At 37.5% G+C, this 15,570-nt stretch carries 14 protein-coding genes; all 14 read right to left on the reverse strand.

The features are described from left to right. Nucleotides 1-9: 9 nt before the first annotated feature. The 14 genes from flgC to RUH74_RS02625 all read right to left on the reverse strand — a co-directional run bounded on the left by flgC (nucleotide 10) and on the right by RUH74_RS02625 (nucleotide 15,494). Complete coding sequence (flgC, locus tag RUH74_RS02560) at nucleotides 10-468, reverse strand: flagellar basal body rod protein FlgC (RefSeq protein ID WP_313798684.1); 459 nt, start codon at nucleotides 466-468, stop codon at nucleotides 10-12. A gap of 2 nt (nucleotides 469-470) precedes the next feature. Then, nucleotides 471-866, reverse strand: coding sequence for a flagellar basal body rod protein FlgB (flgB, locus tag RUH74_RS02565; RefSeq protein ID WP_313798685.1), 396 nt, complete (start codon nucleotides 864-866; stop codon nucleotides 471-473). A gap of 424 nt (nucleotides 867-1,290) precedes the next feature. Further along, nucleotides 1,291-2,070: a GTP-sensing pleiotropic transcriptional regulator CodY gene (codY, locus tag RUH74_RS02570; RefSeq protein WP_313798686.1), complete on the reverse strand. Its 780-nt coding sequence runs from the start codon at nucleotides 2,068-2,070 to the stop codon at nucleotides 1,291-1,293. Nucleotides 2,071-2,156: 86 nt separating this feature from the next. Beyond that, nucleotides 2,157-3,563 carry an ATP-dependent protease ATPase subunit HslU gene (hslU, locus tag RUH74_RS02575; protein ID WP_313798687.1) on the reverse strand — a complete coding sequence of 469 codons (1,407 nt, stop codon included), beginning with the start codon at nucleotides 3,561-3,563 and terminating at the stop codon, nucleotides 2,157-2,159. 18 nt (nucleotides 3,564-3,581) lie between these two features. After that, complete coding sequence (gene hslV / locus RUH74_RS02580; RefSeq protein ID WP_313798688.1) at nucleotides 3,582-4,124, reverse strand: ATP-dependent protease subunit HslV; 543 nt, start codon at nucleotides 4,122-4,124, stop codon at nucleotides 3,582-3,584. A 76-nt stretch (nucleotides 4,125-4,200) separates the two neighbouring features. Then, nucleotides 4,201-5,106 (reverse strand): tyrosine recombinase XerC, encoded by a 906-nt coding sequence (gene xerC / locus RUH74_RS02585; RefSeq protein WP_313798689.1) that lies wholly within the window; start codon nucleotides 5,104-5,106, stop codon nucleotides 4,201-4,203. A 54-nt stretch (nucleotides 5,107-5,160) separates the two neighbouring features. Beyond that, a complete protein-coding gene (gene trmFO / locus RUH74_RS02590; protein WP_313798690.1) occupies nucleotides 5,161-6,471 on the reverse strand; it encodes an FADH(2)-oxidizing methylenetetrahydrofolate--tRNA-(uracil(54)-C(5))-methyltransferase TrmFO in 1,311 nt (436 codons plus the stop codon). A 182-nt stretch (nucleotides 6,472-6,653) separates the two neighbouring features. Beyond that, nucleotides 6,654-8,729: a type I DNA topoisomerase gene (gene topA / locus RUH74_RS02595; RefSeq protein WP_313798691.1), complete on the reverse strand. Its 2,076-nt coding sequence runs from the start codon at nucleotides 8,727-8,729 to the stop codon at nucleotides 6,654-6,656. Between the two features lie 383 nt (nucleotides 8,730-9,112). Continuing rightward, nucleotides 9,113-9,976: a DNA-processing protein DprA gene (gene dprA / locus RUH74_RS02600; protein WP_313798692.1), complete on the reverse strand. Its 864-nt coding sequence runs from the start codon at nucleotides 9,974-9,976 to the stop codon at nucleotides 9,113-9,115. A gap of 119 nt (nucleotides 9,977-10,095) precedes the next feature. Next, nucleotides 10,096-10,998: a succinate--CoA ligase subunit alpha gene (gene sucD, locus RUH74_RS02605; protein ID WP_313798693.1), complete on the reverse strand. Its 903-nt coding sequence runs from the start codon at nucleotides 10,996-10,998 to the stop codon at nucleotides 10,096-10,098. Between the two features lie 28 nt (nucleotides 10,999-11,026). Continuing rightward, nucleotides 11,027-12,187, reverse strand: coding sequence for an ADP-forming succinate--CoA ligase subunit beta (gene sucC / locus RUH74_RS02610; protein WP_313798694.1), 1,161 nt, complete (start codon nucleotides 12,185-12,187; stop codon nucleotides 11,027-11,029). Nucleotides 12,188-12,504: 317 nt separating this feature from the next. Further along, complete coding sequence (locus RUH74_RS02615; protein ID WP_313798695.1) at nucleotides 12,505-12,789, reverse strand: EscU/YscU/HrcU family type III secretion system export apparatus switch protein; 285 nt, start codon at nucleotides 12,787-12,789, stop codon at nucleotides 12,505-12,507. After that, nucleotides 12,786-14,705, reverse strand: a complete 1,920-nt coding sequence (locus RUH74_RS02620; protein ID WP_313798696.1) for a hypothetical protein — start codon at nucleotides 14,703-14,705, stop codon at nucleotides 12,786-12,788. The genes RUH74_RS02615 and RUH74_RS02620 overlap by 4 nt, the downstream gene beginning before the upstream one ends. A gap of 15 nt (nucleotides 14,706-14,720) precedes the next feature. Next, the gene (locus RUH74_RS02625; RefSeq protein ID WP_313798697.1) at nucleotides 14,721-15,494 is read right to left on the reverse strand and encodes a ribonuclease HII; all 774 of its coding nucleotides are present in this window, start codon (nucleotides 15,492-15,494) and stop codon (nucleotides 14,721-14,723) included. Between the last annotated feature and the right edge of the window lie 76 nt (nucleotides 15,495-15,570).

Raw genomic sequence — 15,570 nt, forward strand, 5'->3', positions numbered from 1 at the left:
GCTTCCCCCTTACTTGCCAATTTCAAGCGCCTTCATCATCATGCCCTTAGATGCATTAAAAACGGTTACGTTCGCTTCATATGATCTAGTTGCACTAATTAAATCTACCATTTCCCGTAAAGGATCAACGTTGGGAAGTTCTACATATCCTTCATCATTCGCATCAGGGTGTTCTGGATTATACACAAGCTTGAATGGTGTTTCATCTTCAACTATCTTAGTTACTTTTACTCCATTTCCAACAGAGCCATCCGAATGTTTATTCATTGCAACATTTAAAAAATTTGAAAATTGCCCTTCTTTCGGTTGAAGGACAACGGACTTACGTCTGTATGGCTGCCATTCTCCGTTCACATTCTTTGCTCTTGTTGAATCAACATTTGCCATGTTTGAGGAGATAACATCCATACGTAATCGTTGTGCAGATAACGCTGACGCAGTATTATTCATACTATGAAAAATTGACATCCTTATTTACCTCCCCTTATAACACTTTGTAAGCTAGAAAATTTCCCGCTTATTCTTTCAATTAGTGCATTATAATAGATTTGGTTCGTAGCTAAATCTGCCATTTCATTATCTACATCCACACTGTTCCCATTTTCATTAAAAGAAACATTTTTCCTTGTAACGATTCCCTTATTAGACGGTTCGCTAATACTAAATTCATAATGTCTACTATCAGTACGATAAGCGGGTACCCCTTGCTTAACAGCCGCCTGCAATGTTTCTTTAAAACTAACATCTTTCGCTTTATATCCAGGCGTAGCTTCATTGGCAATATTTTGCGATATCACCTTCTGCTTAAGAGAAGAGTAATTCAAACCCTTTTCAAGGGATGTTATCGTATTAGAAAACAATTTCATATACGCACCTCATTTTTATTCAGTTCATTGTAAATATATTAATTAAGTATGTATGATTTTGATGATTATTCTCATAATTTGTCGACCTATAGTACATTGTAAAGAAAATGAAATAATATGTCCATGCACAATAGATTACTTTTAACAGGACATTCGACCCATTTTTATTATAATTTGATAGAATTCATTCTGGTACAGGAAATCATTGTAAATAATTACGAATTTCCGAACAAATAAAAATGCTGACGGAGAAATTACATATGTATGCACGTTTTTTATCTAATTTATTAGTTCTTTTGTAGTAAGTATTACTTACTGCATTTTATTTTTCTGCATTGTAATGGTCTTGTAATAAAAAACGCCAACTTGTCGAAAGTTGGCGTTTTTTAACATATTATTGTTTGTTAAATTGTATTAAAATAAATTAGTTTGATTTTAATTTTTCTAGTTCAAATAAAAATTTGTCGTTAAGCACCTTAATGTAAGTACCCTTCATACCAAGGGAGCGTGATTCAATAACACCAGCGCTTTCTAATTTTCTAAGGGCGTTAACAATTACTGATCTTGTAATTCCTACTCGATCAGCAATTTTTGAAGCAACCAATAAACCTTCTTTGCCGTTTAATTCTTCAAAGATATGTTCAATTGCCTCAAGTTCGCTATAAGATAGTGAGCTAATAGCCATTTGGACCACAGCTTTACTGCGGGCTTCTTCCTCAATTTCTTCCGCTTTTTCACGAAGGATTTCCATCCCTACTACAGTTGCTCCGTATTCAGCAAGAATTAGATCATCATCATGGAACTGCTCCTTTAATCTCGCAAGAATTAAAGTACCTAAACGGTCTCCCCCACCAATAATTGGAACAATAGTCGTTAAACCATTGCTGAAAAGCTCTTTATTTTCGATAGGAAACGCTGTATATTCACTATTCACATCAAGGTTTGAAGATGTTTCCTGAATGTTAAAAAGACTATTTGTATATTCTTCAGGAAATTGGCGTTCTTCTAGCATTTTTTTCATGCGTTCATTTTCAATTTGCTGGTTCGCTGCATAGCCTAAAAGTTTTCCTCTTCTGCTTACCACATAAATGTTTGCTTCAATGACGTCACTTAAAATTTCTGCCATTTCTTTAAAGTTTACCGGTTTACCTGCAGCTCTTTGTAACATTGCATTAATTTTTCTCGTTCTCGTTAATAAATCCATTCTTTCTTCCTCCTACATGCTAACACAAGTCCTATTTTTGATTATTTTATCTTGTCTACCCTTTCACAAACCATTTAAAACAAAACCTACAAAATGAATTGACTTAAATCCTTGTTTCTTGAGATAGCTCCTAATTTCTCCTCAACGTATTGCGGAGTAATTTTAATTTTTTCCAGCGTAATTTCTGGTGCTTCAAAAGATAAATCTTCTAGCAGCTTTTCCATGATCGTATGGAGACGCCTTGCACCAATATTATCTGTATTTTGATTCACTTCAAAAGCAAATTCAGCGATCCTACGAATAGCATCGTCAGAAAATTCAATTTGTATACCTTCCGTTTCCAATAATGCTTCATATTGTTTAATTAGTGCATTATCGGGCTCAACTAAAATATTGAAAAAATCGTCAACAGTCAGTTTCGTCAGTTCAACCCGAATCGGAAAGCGCCCTTGTAATTCAGGAATCAAATCTGATGGTTTTGCCATATGGAAGGCACCTGCTGCCATAAATAGGACATGATCAGTTTTCACAGAACCGTATTTTGTCACGACAGTTGAGCCTTCAACAACAGGCAAAATATCTCTCTGCACTCCCTCTCGAGAAACATCCGCACTCGATCCGCCACTATTTTTGCTGGCGATTTTGTCAATCTCATCGATAAAGATAATCCCTGATTGTTCTGCTCGGAATACCGCCTCTTGTGTCACTTCATCCATGTCAATCAGTTTTTGTGCTTCCTCATTTGTTAAAACCTTTCTCGCTTCACTTACAGTCAATTTTCTTTTTTTGCGGCGCTTTGGCATCATACTGCCAAGTGCATCCTGCATGCTCATTCCCATCTGTTCCATTCCTGAACCTTGAAGCATATCGAACATGGAAGGCTGCTGTTCCTCTAGCTCAACTGTAATAATTTCATTTTCAAGTTCGCCTAAAGCAAGCTTTTCTTTCACAACTTTCCGTTTCCCTTGAAGATCCAAATCATCCGTTGTTTGATTATCCTGTTCAGATTGAACGTTTCCACCGCCAAATAACATTTCAAGGGGGTTCTTGTAGTTTGCAGACTTTTTACTAGATGGCACGAGCAATTCAACAATAATTCGATTTGCACTTTCCTCTGCACGTTCCTTTACACTTGCCATTTTCTCCTCTTTGACAAGTCGTACAGATGTTTCAACAAGGTCTCTTACCATCGATTCAACATCTCTGCCAACATAGCCAACTTCAGTAAATTTCGTTGCCTCAACCTTAACAAATGGAGCCCCAACTAATTTTGCCATCCTCCTAGCAATTTCAGTTTTACCAACTCCTGTAGGTCCGATCATTAAAATGTTTTTGGGACTGATTTCATCACGCATTTGCTCATCAAGCAAGCCGCGGCGATATCTGTTCCTTAATGCAACTGCAACTGCTTTCTTCGCATCTTTTTGACCAATAATAAATTGATCTAGCTTTTCAACAATTTGGCGGGGTGTTAAGTTCGTTCCTTTAACCATGATCGCACACACCTTCCCTTAAAGTTCTTCCACAATGATATTGGAATTTGTATAAACGCATATTTCAGCTGCCATCTCAAGAGACGCCTTCGCTATTTCTTTAGCTGATAAATGATCCCCTGCATAACGCTTTAATGATCTCCCAGCAGCTAAAGCATAATTCCCTCCTGATCCGATAGCTAAAACACCATCGTCTGGCTCAATGACTTCTCCCGTCCCAGAAATAAGGAGAAGATTTTCCGCATTCATTACAATAAGCATTGCTTCCAACTTTCGTAAAACTTTGTCGCTTCTCCATTGTTTTGCAAGTTCAACTGCTGCACGCTGCAAATTGCCATTATACTCCTCAAGTTTCCCTTCAAACATTTCAAACAACGTAAATGCATCAGCAACTGAGCCGGCAAATCCAGCAATTACCTTTCCATTAAACAGCTTTCGAACCTTTTTCGCAGTGTGCTTCATCACAACCGCATTTCCAAAAGTCACTTGGCCATCTCCAGCCATTGCACAATTTCCATTGTGCTGCACTGCGAAAATAGTTGTCGCGTGGAATTGAGACATGATTAATCCTCCTCTTACTTTTAATCCATTGTCCTCTTACTAGCCAATACCTTGCCTAAAACAAACCAATCATTATTTAGGCTCTAGGATGATGGGTATTATATGTTTTTCTTAAATATTCATTCGACACATGTGTATATACCTGTGTTGAAGACAAAAAAGCATGACCTAGTAATTCTTGAACCGTTCTCATATCAGCACCATTCGCAAGCAAATGAGTAGCGAACGTATGTCTAAGCATATGTGGATGTATTTTACCCGTCAAGGTAGATTTTTCAATCAGTTTATCAAGGATCAATCTTATCCCTCGAGATGTTAACTGCCCCCCCCGAAAATTTAAGAATAAGTAATCATTGGGAGTATCTCTTTTTGAAAGCAGGCTCTTGCGACCATTATTTATGTAATTCTGAAGTGCATCATGCGCAAAGCTTCCAAATGGTATATAACGCTGTTTATTTCCTTTTCCATGGACAAGCACAGTTGAAAGATACATATCCAAATCCTTCATGCGAATCTGACTGCATTCACTCACACGCATCCCAGTCGCATAGAGCAGTTCAAGCAACGCTTTATTTCGCTGGCCTAAATGAGTTTCCGTTTCACAGGCATGAAATAAAGCCTCCATCTCCTCTTCATAAAAAAATTCCGGAAGCTTTTTTTCTGCCTTTGGGATAAATGCAAGCGCAAATGGGTTATCTAGAACTAGCCTTTCTCTAACCAAAAACTTAAAAAAACTGCGAAGGCATGAAATTTTCCTTGCAACGGTCTTTCTGGCAAGTTTCTCATCATACAACTTTGTTAAGTAAATTCGAACATCTAAATACTTAACTTCATTCAGGCTGACTATTGATTGTTCAGTCATGAACATAAAGAATTCACTGATGTCATGGTGATAATGTTCAATAGTATATTGTGAATAATTTTTTTCAATTTGTAAATATTCAATAAACAAAGTTAACGAATTGTTCACATTTGGATCCATTCAATCACCTCACAAGGGCTTCTAAATCTTATCACATTTTAGAAGCCCTTGCAATTAAATCTCCTTATTTTTCGCAAAGTTCTGAATTGTTTCTAACGCCCTTGTTGCATGTTGCTCATTTCTTTCTTTTTTCCCCTTTATCTTAACAGGAAGATCTGGCAATAGGCCAAAATTGGCATTCATAGGCTGAAAGCTTTTTTCATTCGCAGAAGTAATATATCTAGCCATACTGCCTATAGTCGTTTCATGAGGGAATTCAAGAAGCTCTTGGCTCTTTACAAGACGTGCTGCATTGATTCCAGCAACTAATCCGCTTGCTGCAGATTCTACATACCCTTCTACACCCGTCATTTGACCAGCAAAAAATAGATCCTCACGATTATTAAATTGATAGGTAGGACGAAGTACTTTTGGTGAATTAATAAAGGTATTACGATGCATTACCCCATAACGGACAATCTCAGCGTTTTCTAGACCTGGAATTAATTGAATCACTTCTTTTTGCGGGCCCCATTTTAAATGCGTTTGGAAACCTACGATATTAAATAATGTTCCTGCCGCATCATCCTGTCGAAGCTGAACGACTGCAAACGGTCTTTTCCCGGTTTTCGGATCTTCTAAACCAACAGGCTTCATTGGACCGAACAGCATTGTTTTCTTTCCTCTTCCAGCCATTACTTCAATGGGCATACACCCTTCAAAAAAGATTTCTTTTTCAAATTCTTTTAAAGGAACGGTTTCAGCAGAAATTAATGCTTCGTAAAAAGTATTGAATTCCTCTTCAGTCATTGGACAGTTTAAGTATGCTGCTTCTCCTTTATCATAACGAGACTTTAAATAAACCTTATCCATATTAATTGATTCCTTTTCTATGATTGGAGCTGCTGCATCATAGAAATATAAATATTCTTCACCCGATAATTCCTTAAGTTTCAACGAAAGTGCTTCACTTGTAAGTGGTCCTGTTGCAATAACAGTAGGGCCTTCAGGAATCTCTGTCATTTCTTCTGTAATAACAGTTACATTTGGATGGTTTCTGACCTTATCTGTTACCAAGGCAGCAAACTCATGTCTATCGACTGCTAAAGCTCCACCAGCTGGAACGGCGCATGCATCAGCAGAAGCGATAATTACAGAGTTCAACTTTCTCATTTCTTCTTTCAATACACCTACTGCATTTGTTAATGTATTTGCTCTCAATGAATTGCTACACACAAGTTCAGCAAATTTATCTGTATGATGTGCCGGTGTTTGTCTAACTGGTCTCATTTCGTATAGGCGGACTTGGATTCCACGATTAGCAATTTGCCAAGCGGCTTCGCTTCCAGCTAAACCAGCACCTATGACATTAACTGTTTCTTTCATTGGTAAGAACCTCCAACTAACTATGTAAATGAAACTTCACTCTTAACTTTCCCAAATTTCAAACCATCTTGCATTATATACTACGTTCGTAAAATAATAAAGTTTTAAATATAAGAAGAAAAATTTATTTTGTACACACAAGACAAAGATTAACAGAAAAGAGTGAGCCATTTAGCCCACCCTTACCCTTGCTTTTCTTCCTTGTAGTCACATTCTACGCATTGCACCTGGACACCCTTTTTAAGCTTCTTCTCTACAAGAAGACTCTCACATTTTGGACAGCTGCGCGGCAGCGGTTTGTCCCAAGAAATAAAATCACATTCAGGGAATCGATCGCACCCATAAAAAATCCGGCGTTTTTTACTTTTTCTTTCAATAATATTTCCTTCTTTACAGCTTGGGCACTTTACTCCAACCTCTTTAACAATTGCTTTCGTATTTCTGCAATCAGGAAAGTTACTGCATGCCATAAACTTCCCGTAACGGCCCATTTTAAAGACCATTGGATTTCCACACTGCTCACAATCTTCTCCAGCTGGCTCATCCTTAATCTCTACTTCTTGCATTTCTTTCTCCGCTTTTTCGAGTTGTTTTTCAAAATCACTGTAAAAATCATCAATGATTTTGACCCATTTGACTTTCCCTTCCTCAATATAGTCTAAGTCCTGTTCCATTTTAGCAGTAAACTCAACATCAAGAATATCAGGGAAGAACTCGAGGATTGATTCTAAAACAATTTCCCCCAGCTCTGTAGGAATAAACCTTTTATTATCTAAAGCAACATACCCGCGTTTTTGAATGGTGTCTATCGTCGGCGCAAACGTAGAAGGTCGGCCAATGCCAAGCTCTTCAAGTGTTTTAACAAGCCGCGCTTCTGTATATCTTGGTGGCGGTTGTGTAAAATGTTGCTTTGGTTCAATATCTTTCTTTAAAACAATATCTCCTTCTTGAAGATCTGGAAGCATCTTATCTTTTTCCTCTGCATTGTCGTCTGTGCCTTCCACATATACTTTCATAAAGCCAGGAAACTTCACTTTGGAACCAGTAGCTCTAAAAATGACATCTTCATTCTTTAAATCAACACTCATTGTATCCATAACCGCTGAAGCCATTTGGCTAGCGACAAACCGCTCCCAGATGAGACGGTAAAGCCGCAGTTGGTCTCTTGATAGAAATTCCTTTAAACTAGATGGCTCCTTAAAAATACTTGTTGGACGAATCGCTTCATGTGCATCCTGAGCATTTGATTTTTTCTTCTCTTTTTTCTTTCCTGTCTGCAGAAACTCTTTTCCATATGATTGTTCAATATATTGTGATGCTTCACCTTGAGCAATTTCTGAAACCCTAGTAGAATCGGTTCTCATGTAAGTAATCAAACCAACTGTCCCTTCTTTGCCAAGGTCAATCCCCTCATAAAGCTGCTGTGCAAGCATCATCGTTTTCTTCGCTCGAAAATTCAATTTCCTTGCAGCTTCCTGTTGGAGTGAAGAAGTAGTGAACGGTGCTGCAGGATTTCGTTTCCGTTCCTTTTTTGTGACAGATGTCACCTGAAATTTATTTCCATCCATTCTGTTAAGAACATTTTCAACTTCTTCTCTTGATTTTAATTCGCACTTTTTATCGGCAGCTCCATAAAAAGCTGCTTCAAACTTTTCTTTTCCTTTTAAGAACTCCCCATCAATTGACCAATATTCTTCAGGAACAAAGGCTTGAATTTCTTTCTCCCTGTCAATAATTAATCGAACAGCTACCGATTGAACACGTCCAGCACTTAACCCTTTTTTTACTTTCTTCCATAATAAAGGACTTATGTTATATCCAACTAGACGATCAAGCAGCCTTCTTGCTTGCTGAGCATCGACAAGATCCATATTAATTGGTCTAGGATGCTTAAATGATTCTTTTATAGCATCCTTTGTAATTTCGTTAAAAACAACGCGGCAATCAGATGTAACATCCATATTGAGACTATGAGCCAAATGCCAGGCTATTGCCTCTCCTTCACGATCCGGGTCAGCCGCGAGGTAGATTTTTTTTGCTTTTTTGGCTGCTGTTTTCAATTCTTTTAATACAGGGCCTTTCCCACGGATAGTTATATACTTTGGTTCAAAATTATTTTCTTTATAAACACCCATTTGACTTTTTGGAAGATCCCGAACATGTCCCATAGATGCTTTCACTTTATATTTTTTTCCTAAATAACGTTCAATCGTTTTTGCCTTTGCGGGCGACTCAACGATTACAAGAAACTCTGACATCAATAGTCCTCCTTAAGAGGGATTTTTAAAATTATTTAAACACGTACCGATTTGGGAATAGATAATAACATATAACATACGATTCACTATGCTTTTTATTTATATATATTTAACATCAGCCTAGTGTCATTATATTAATAAATGGCAATGGAAATAGTTTTCCTGCTTGAAATTGATTGCATCCAAATTAATATATAAATGTATAAACAATCCAATATTATCTTGAAATTCTCCATTATTATTGTACATATATTACATATTTGTCAAACATAATCGTAATGTTTCGTAAGCGCTTTTATACTTTAACACATATCTAGATATAAATCTAAAGAATATGTTTTTTAGAAATTATACAGCAATTTTCTAAAAATAATACATAAAGTTTAATATATTAATTCTTCTAATATATCTTCCGGCGTATTGACCAGTTTCGCACCAAGCTGAATGAGCTCATTTGTGCCCCTTGAATATGGACTAAATATACTGCCTGGTAGAGCGAATACTTCTCTTCCTTCCTGTACAGCACAGTTCGCAGTTATCAGTGAACCACTTTTGCTTTTAGCCTGAATAATGAACGTTCCTTTGCTAATTCCACTTATTATTCGATTCCTCATGGGGAATTGCCATCTTTCTGGTTTTGTATGTGGGGGATATTCTGAAATAATTAAATGGTTTTTCATCATTTTTTCTGCCAAATTTATATTTGCAATTGGATAAATGTGGTATAACCCTCCAGCAATTACACCAATCGTATGCCCATTATTTCGGATGGCTGAATGATGGGCAATTGTATCAATTCCCTTCGCAAGACCGCTTACAATAATTATTCCCCCTTCTATTAATCTCGGTAGTATATAATTTATCGCTTGCTCTCCGTAGTCTGTATACTGTCTAGAACCGACAACAGCTAACAGATTGTTCTTTTTCAATAAACTTACATCCCCTTTTGCATAAATTACCCATGGAGGCTGATAGGTTTCTTTTAATAAAAGTGGATATTGATCATCAAAAATCGTAATTATTCGTATGTCATTTAGTATATATTGTTGGATTTGTTCATGAATAAGATAAGAATGAAGATCATTAAGAGCTGTTTTAATGGAGGATTTTTGAGGGTTTAAATCATCAAATCTATGGTCATAAAGAAATTTGAGCTCTGGGTCTGCCTTTAAAATATGATAAATTGTCTTCCAGCCAATTCCTTTGCAATGATGCAAATGAACTAGCCTTTTTGTAAATTCATCCATTGGAACCTCCTATTTTATTATTATACTAAGTGGTTTAGAGTAGAGGAAAATACTGGGGAAAGATGTATAAATAGTCCCCCTTCTTAGGGGGACTACTCATTAAGGTATTCATTCACATATTAATGTGTTTTACATTTGTCATAGAGGCCCTTTTCTTTAAGAACCTTAATTAATGTTTCTCCCATTACTGATGGTGTATCTGCAACTTCAATGCCGCATTCATTCATTACGCGGATTTTCTCATCAGCTGTACCTTTCCCACCTGAAATAATAGCACCTGCATGTCCCATACGTTTTCCAGGAGGTGCTGTGCGTCCTCCAATAAAACCAACAACAGGTTTAGTCATATTCGCTTTTACCCACTCTGCTGCTTCTTCTTCAGCTGTTCCGCCAATTTCACCAATCATGATCACAGCATATGTTTCAGGATCTTCATTGAACGCCTTCAACACATCGATAAAGTTTGTTCCATTAACTGGGTCGCCACCGATACCTACAGCTGTTGTCTGTCCGATTCCTGCTTCAGTTAATTGATGAACTGCTTCATACGTTAATGTTCCTGAACGAGAAACAACACCTACATGACCCTTAGTATGAATATATCCTGGCATAATTCCAATTTTACATTCATCCGGAGTAATTACACCTGGGCAGTTTGGCCCTACTAGGCGCGTTTTCTTGCCTTCCATATAGCGTTTCACTTTAACCATATCCAGAACTGGGATATGTTCAGTGATACAGATAGCTAAATCCAGCTCAGCATCAACAGCTTCCAAAATAGCATCTGCAGCAAATGGAGCCGGGACATAAATAACAGAAGCAGTTGCACCAGTAGCTTGTACAGCTTCCTGAACTGTATTAAATACAGGCACTCCTTCTACTTCAGAACCGCCTTTTCCAGGTGAAGTTCCTCCAACAATCTTTGTACCATATTCAAGCATTTGTTTTGTATGAAAAAGGGCTGTTGAACCCGTAATCCCTTGAACAATAACCTTCGTATCTTTATTAATAAAAACGCTCACGTCAATTCCCCTTTCTTATCTCCAATGCTTAGCCAACTAAGGAAACAATTTTTTGTGCACCGTCAGCCATAGACTCAGCTGCAACAATCTCAATATCAGATTCTGCAAGAATTTTCTTTCCTAAGTCTACATTCGTACCTTCTAAACGAACAACTAATGGTACTTTCAAGCCTACTTGCTTAGCAGCTTCAACAACACCTGTTGCGATAACGTCACACTTCATGATTCCACCAAAGATATTAACGAAAATACCTTTTACATTAGGATCAGAAAGGATAATTTTGAATGCCTCTGTAACCTTTTCTGCCGTAGCACCGCCCCCAACATCAAGGAAGTTAGCTGGATCGCCGCCATAATGTTTAATGATATCCATTGTAGACATCGCAAGACCTGCACCGTTAACCATACATCCGATATTTCCATCTAATGAAATGTAGCTAAGGTCATATTTTGATGCTTCGATTTCTTTTGCATCTTCTTCTTCAAGGTCACGATACTCTAGTACGTCTTTTTGACGGTATAATGCATTTGAATCAAAGTTTAATTTGGCATCCAATGCCATAACTTTTCCATCGCCAGTGACAACTAATGGGTTAATTTCAGCGATTGAACAATCCTTTTCAATGTAAGCTGTATATAAACTCATCATGAATTTAACAGCTTGTCCGACTAGCTCTTTCGGAATATTGATGTTAAATGCAATGCGGCGAGCTTGATACGCACTTAAACCAACAACTGGATCAATTTCTTCCTTGAAGATTTTCTCAGGTGTTTTTTCTGCTACTTCTTCAATTTCTGTTCCGCCTTCTTCAGAAGCCATCAGAACAACTCGTGAAGTGGCACGGTCTAGAACTAAACCAATATAGTATTCTTTTTTAATGTCACAGCCCTCTTCAATTAGCAAGCGTTTAACTTCTTTTCCTTCAGGACCTGTTTGGTGCGTAACAAGTGTTTTGCCAAGAATTTCATTAGCATATGTACGAACTTCATCTAAATTTTTCGCAACTTTAACACCGCCAGCCTTCCCACGGCCGCCAGCATGTATTTGTGCCTTTACTACACAAACTTCTGTGCCTAATTGTTTTGCTGCTTCAACAGCTTCGTCAACTGTGAATGCAACTTTTCCATTTGGTACTGCTACCCCGTATTTTCTGAGGATTTCTTTACCTTGGTACTCATGGATATTCATTTCCCATCCTCCTATAACTCTTTACAAAAATAGACTGCGCTTTCATTTTATAAAACTACACAAACCTTGTCCACCTTTATTAGGGAAATATTATATTTCTTTTAAAATTTCTAAAATTTAGAAACTAAAATACCCTCTACTTATTACAATATTCACTTGATAAAGGGAAAATATTATTTTTTTAGTATAAAGTACATTGACGAACATCTGCTCACAACCAAGTATGTTAATATCGGCCTGCCTAATATTACTGCACTGGTTATTACTTCGTATATAAATGCTTGTTCAATTAATCAGACCGACGTAAATCAATAAATTTAACTATTTTTTTTCACCGCTTCGTCCGTACGATAAATAAATGCAAAGATTTCAGCTACGGCTTGATATAGTTCATCTGGAATTTGCTCGTTGATTTCTAGCTTTCCTAGAAGTTCGACCAAGGATGGATCCTCCTGAATTGGAATATGATTCTCCTTTGCTTGTCCAAGGATGTTTTCAGCAACTAAGCCCTTCCCTTTTGCAATCACTCGAGGGATATCTTGTCCAAATTTATTGTATGATAATGCCACTGCCTCTTTCCGCAAATGCTTCTCCTGCTTCATATCCGAAAATCAACCCCGTTTACTTGACTCGTTTGAGTAGGCACTGCAATCTTTGCCTTTAATTTATTCACATTCTCTTCTTTTGGTTTTTCAAAAACAATAGATGATAGCTGGTAATTGATTTTTGATAAATTTTCCTTTAAATGAGGGATGAAAGGAGCAGCGAGCATTCTCAAATCAGTCCGCTCATTTATTATCGAAATGTTCATTATTCTATTCTGCACCTGTAAGTCAACAATTGTTTCCTTCAATTGATTCAGATTCAGATAGAAAAGTACACGGCAGAAATTAGGATCGATTTTACCATTCTCCGTTTTCCTTCCACTCCATTGCATAGTTAAGTCTGATTTCATCTCCCAAAAAGACAATGGCACTTGAAATACATATTGCTGAATCGGCCCTACCTCCTGTGAGAGCAACTGGAAGCCTGTTATTTTGAATAATAGCTTCTCTGCTGTATCTTTTATTGCTGGTGAGGCTTCCTCGGATAGCAACTGCATCAGAAGCGGTTTAAGCGTATCTGCTTTATTAACAATATCCCCTTCTCGGTTTTTCAGTCCACTTAACAGCTCGTGTTCGTAAGAAAGGCCGATTGAGTGTACTAAATGTTTGATCTGATCCTTTACAGCATGCGAATTATCCCACTGTACCCCAGCTATTTTTATGTCATTCTTGATCTGATTGATAAGTGTTTGTTCTTCATTAGATAGACTAGTCGTCATTTTAGCCTGATCCATGAATAGCATGTTATCCAGTTTTGAAAGTGACTGTTGCGTTTGGCTTAAAATAGGAAGAATTTGCTTCCATACTGCGGTACGATTGGGTAATTCCATCCTGTCAGTCTCTTGTGCTAATAAATGAAAAATGGCTTTTGCTAAAGCTTTCATATCCCTTTCATTTAAGGGAGGGGAAATGTTAGAGCTCCTTATTTCAGATAAGACTTTCTGGATCTCGCTTAAAGCTTTCGATTCCGCCCCGCCGTTCACTTCACTTTTTAGTAAATTTTGAAGCTTAGTTAGCGTTAAAATGAGCTCCTCTCTGCTGCCGTTACGATTATTTTCAACGATTTCAGGAATTATATTTAACGGTTGAATGCCTTTCGTCTGCACGATGCCTGCATTTATCCATTTTTCAAGAGCTTGCTGGATCATCCCCTCTTCACTTGTATTTGAAGAAATGAACCCTGTGTTCTGGAGGAATTGAAAAGCTGTTTTTGATTGTAGGTGGTCCGTTGAACTAAGCCAGTCTTTTACTAGCTTTATTAAAGCAATATTGCTCATCTTTTCCTTTTCCGTTATTATCAGTTCTGCTAATAATGCTGAAAGCTTATTGCTGGAGTCCGTTGGCATGCCATCCTTGATCTGAGTTAACAGGTTTTCCATTAACAAAGACATAGGTTCATTTTTCAGGATAGAAGTCAGGGAATAGAAGACATCCTTTGTAAAAGGGAGCTGCTGAGTCAACAATATTCTAATCCCCTCTAATCCTTCCTTAAAAGATTCGCTGCCTTTCAGCCATTCAGCTGCCATATGAATCGTATCCTTCGTAATTGGAAGCTGTTCTCTCAAAAAGAACTGGAGCAAGGAAACATTTTCTTTTGTAACTGGAATGTTCAGCTGTCTTAATAGGTTCTCAACTGAAAATTGCTTTCCATTTAAGCCAAGTGATTCCATTACTTTTAGCTGTACCTGCCCATCCATAGATTGAACCTGAAAAAAGTGCCGGTCATTTACAGATAGACCTACCTCTAATTGAGCAATAATCTTTTGAGAGCCAACCTGTACTTCAGCCATCTGATTCGGAAAGAGCTTTAAAACTTTCCCGCTAATAATCTGCCCTGGTCGAAAGGTAAGGGGTCTATTAGTCGCTAGTTTATTTTGTGAGATTAAATCCTGAACGATATTCAACGTTCGCATGCTATCACCTTCTTCCTATTTGTCCACATACTCCTTTATCGGAGAAAAGCTTTTTCGATGATAGGGAGTAATACCAAACTTTTGAATGGCAGCAAGATGCTCTTTTGTTCCATATCCCATATTTTTCGCAAACCCATATTCAGGGTACTCATTGCCTATACCGGACATTAGCCGATCACGTGTTACCTTTGCAATAATTGATGCAGCTGCAATAGATATACTTTTCTCATCACCTTTAATAATAGCTTCAAACGGATACGGAGTGTCGAGTTTAACTGCATCTATTAGTAGAAAATCAGGTTGTACATTTAAATGGACAACAGCATCTGTCATAGCCTTTTTCGTCGCTTCATAAATATTAATACGATCTATCTCATCGACATGGATTATTCCAACACTAATTGCAGTCGCTCGGGATTGAATGATTTCAAAATATTGCTCACGCTTTTGCTCTGAAAGCTTTTTCGAGTCATTAAGACCTGGTAAATAAAAATCGGCAGGTAATATAACAGCTGCCGTTACAACAGGACCTGCCAGCGGGCCTCTCCCCACTTCATCTATACCAGCAATATGTTGATAGCCAAGATTTCTGTATTTCTGTTCATACCTAGTCATTTGCACATATTTTTCGTGTACCTTTTTCTCTTCTTCCTTCCGGCGGTGCCACTTTTTTAAAAGGTGTTGAACGCCCTTTCGTTCATCATTGGCTAGTAATTCTATAAACGAATGATCGATTTCATTCTTTGCTATTAATATTTCCTCGATTTCACGAATGCTAATTTTTCCCATGATTTTCCCCTTCAGTTTCTATAACCTATGTATCGGCATTTTATCAAAAAAATGAAGGCCTTCTATAAGGAGAAGG

The sequence above is a fragment of the Cytobacillus sp. genome, from assembly GCF_032154635.1.
Taxonomy (GTDB): domain Bacteria; phylum Bacillota; class Bacilli; order Bacillales; family Cytobacillaceae; genus Cytobacillus.

Bases quoted from the DNA above. Each gene is read 5' to 3' on its own strand.
- codY (WP_313798686.1), bottom strand. From the start codon at position 2,070: ATGGATTTATTAACGAGAACGAGAAAAATTAATGCAATGTTACAAAGA.
- RUH74_RS02620 (WP_313798696.1), bottom strand. From the start codon at position 14,705: ATGCGAACGTTGAATATCGTTCAGGATTTAATCTCACAAAATAAACTA.
- sucC (WP_313798694.1), bottom strand. From the start codon at position 12,187: ATGAATATCCATGAGTACCAAGGTAAAGAAATCCTCAGAAAATACGGG.
- xerC (WP_313798689.1), bottom strand. From the start codon at position 5,106: ATGGATCCAAATGTGAACAATTCGTTAACTTTGTTTATTGAATATTTA.
- flgB (WP_313798685.1), bottom strand. From the start codon at position 866: ATGAAATTGTTTTCTAATACGATAACATCCCTTGAAAAGGGTTTGAAT.
- trmFO (WP_313798690.1), bottom strand. From the start codon at position 6,471: ATGAAAGAAACAGTTAATGTCATAGGTGCTGGTTTAGCTGGAAGCGAA.
- hslV (WP_313798688.1), bottom strand. From the start codon at position 4,124: ATGTCTCAATTCCACGCGACAACTATTTTCGCAGTGCAGCACAATGGA.
- hslU (WP_313798687.1), bottom strand. From the start codon at position 3,563: ATGGTTAAAGGAACGAACTTAACACCCCGCCAAATTGTTGAAAAGCTA.
- topA (WP_313798691.1), bottom strand. From the start codon at position 8,729: ATGTCAGAGTTTCTTGTAATCGTTGAGTCGCCCGCAAAGGCAAAAACG.
- dprA (WP_313798692.1), bottom strand. From the start codon at position 9,976: ATGGATGAATTTACAAAAAGGCTAGTTCATTTGCATCATTGCAAAGGA.
- RUH74_RS02615 (WP_313798695.1), bottom strand. From the start codon at position 12,789: ATGAAGCAGGAGAAGCATTTGCGGAAAGAGGCAGTGGCATTATCATAC.
- RUH74_RS02625 (WP_313798697.1), bottom strand. From the start codon at position 15,494: ATGGGAAAAATTAGCATTCGTGAAATCGAGGAAATATTAATAGCAAAG.
- flgC (WP_313798684.1), bottom strand. From the start codon at position 468: ATGTCAATTTTTCATAGTATGAATAATACTGCGTCAGCGTTATCTGCA.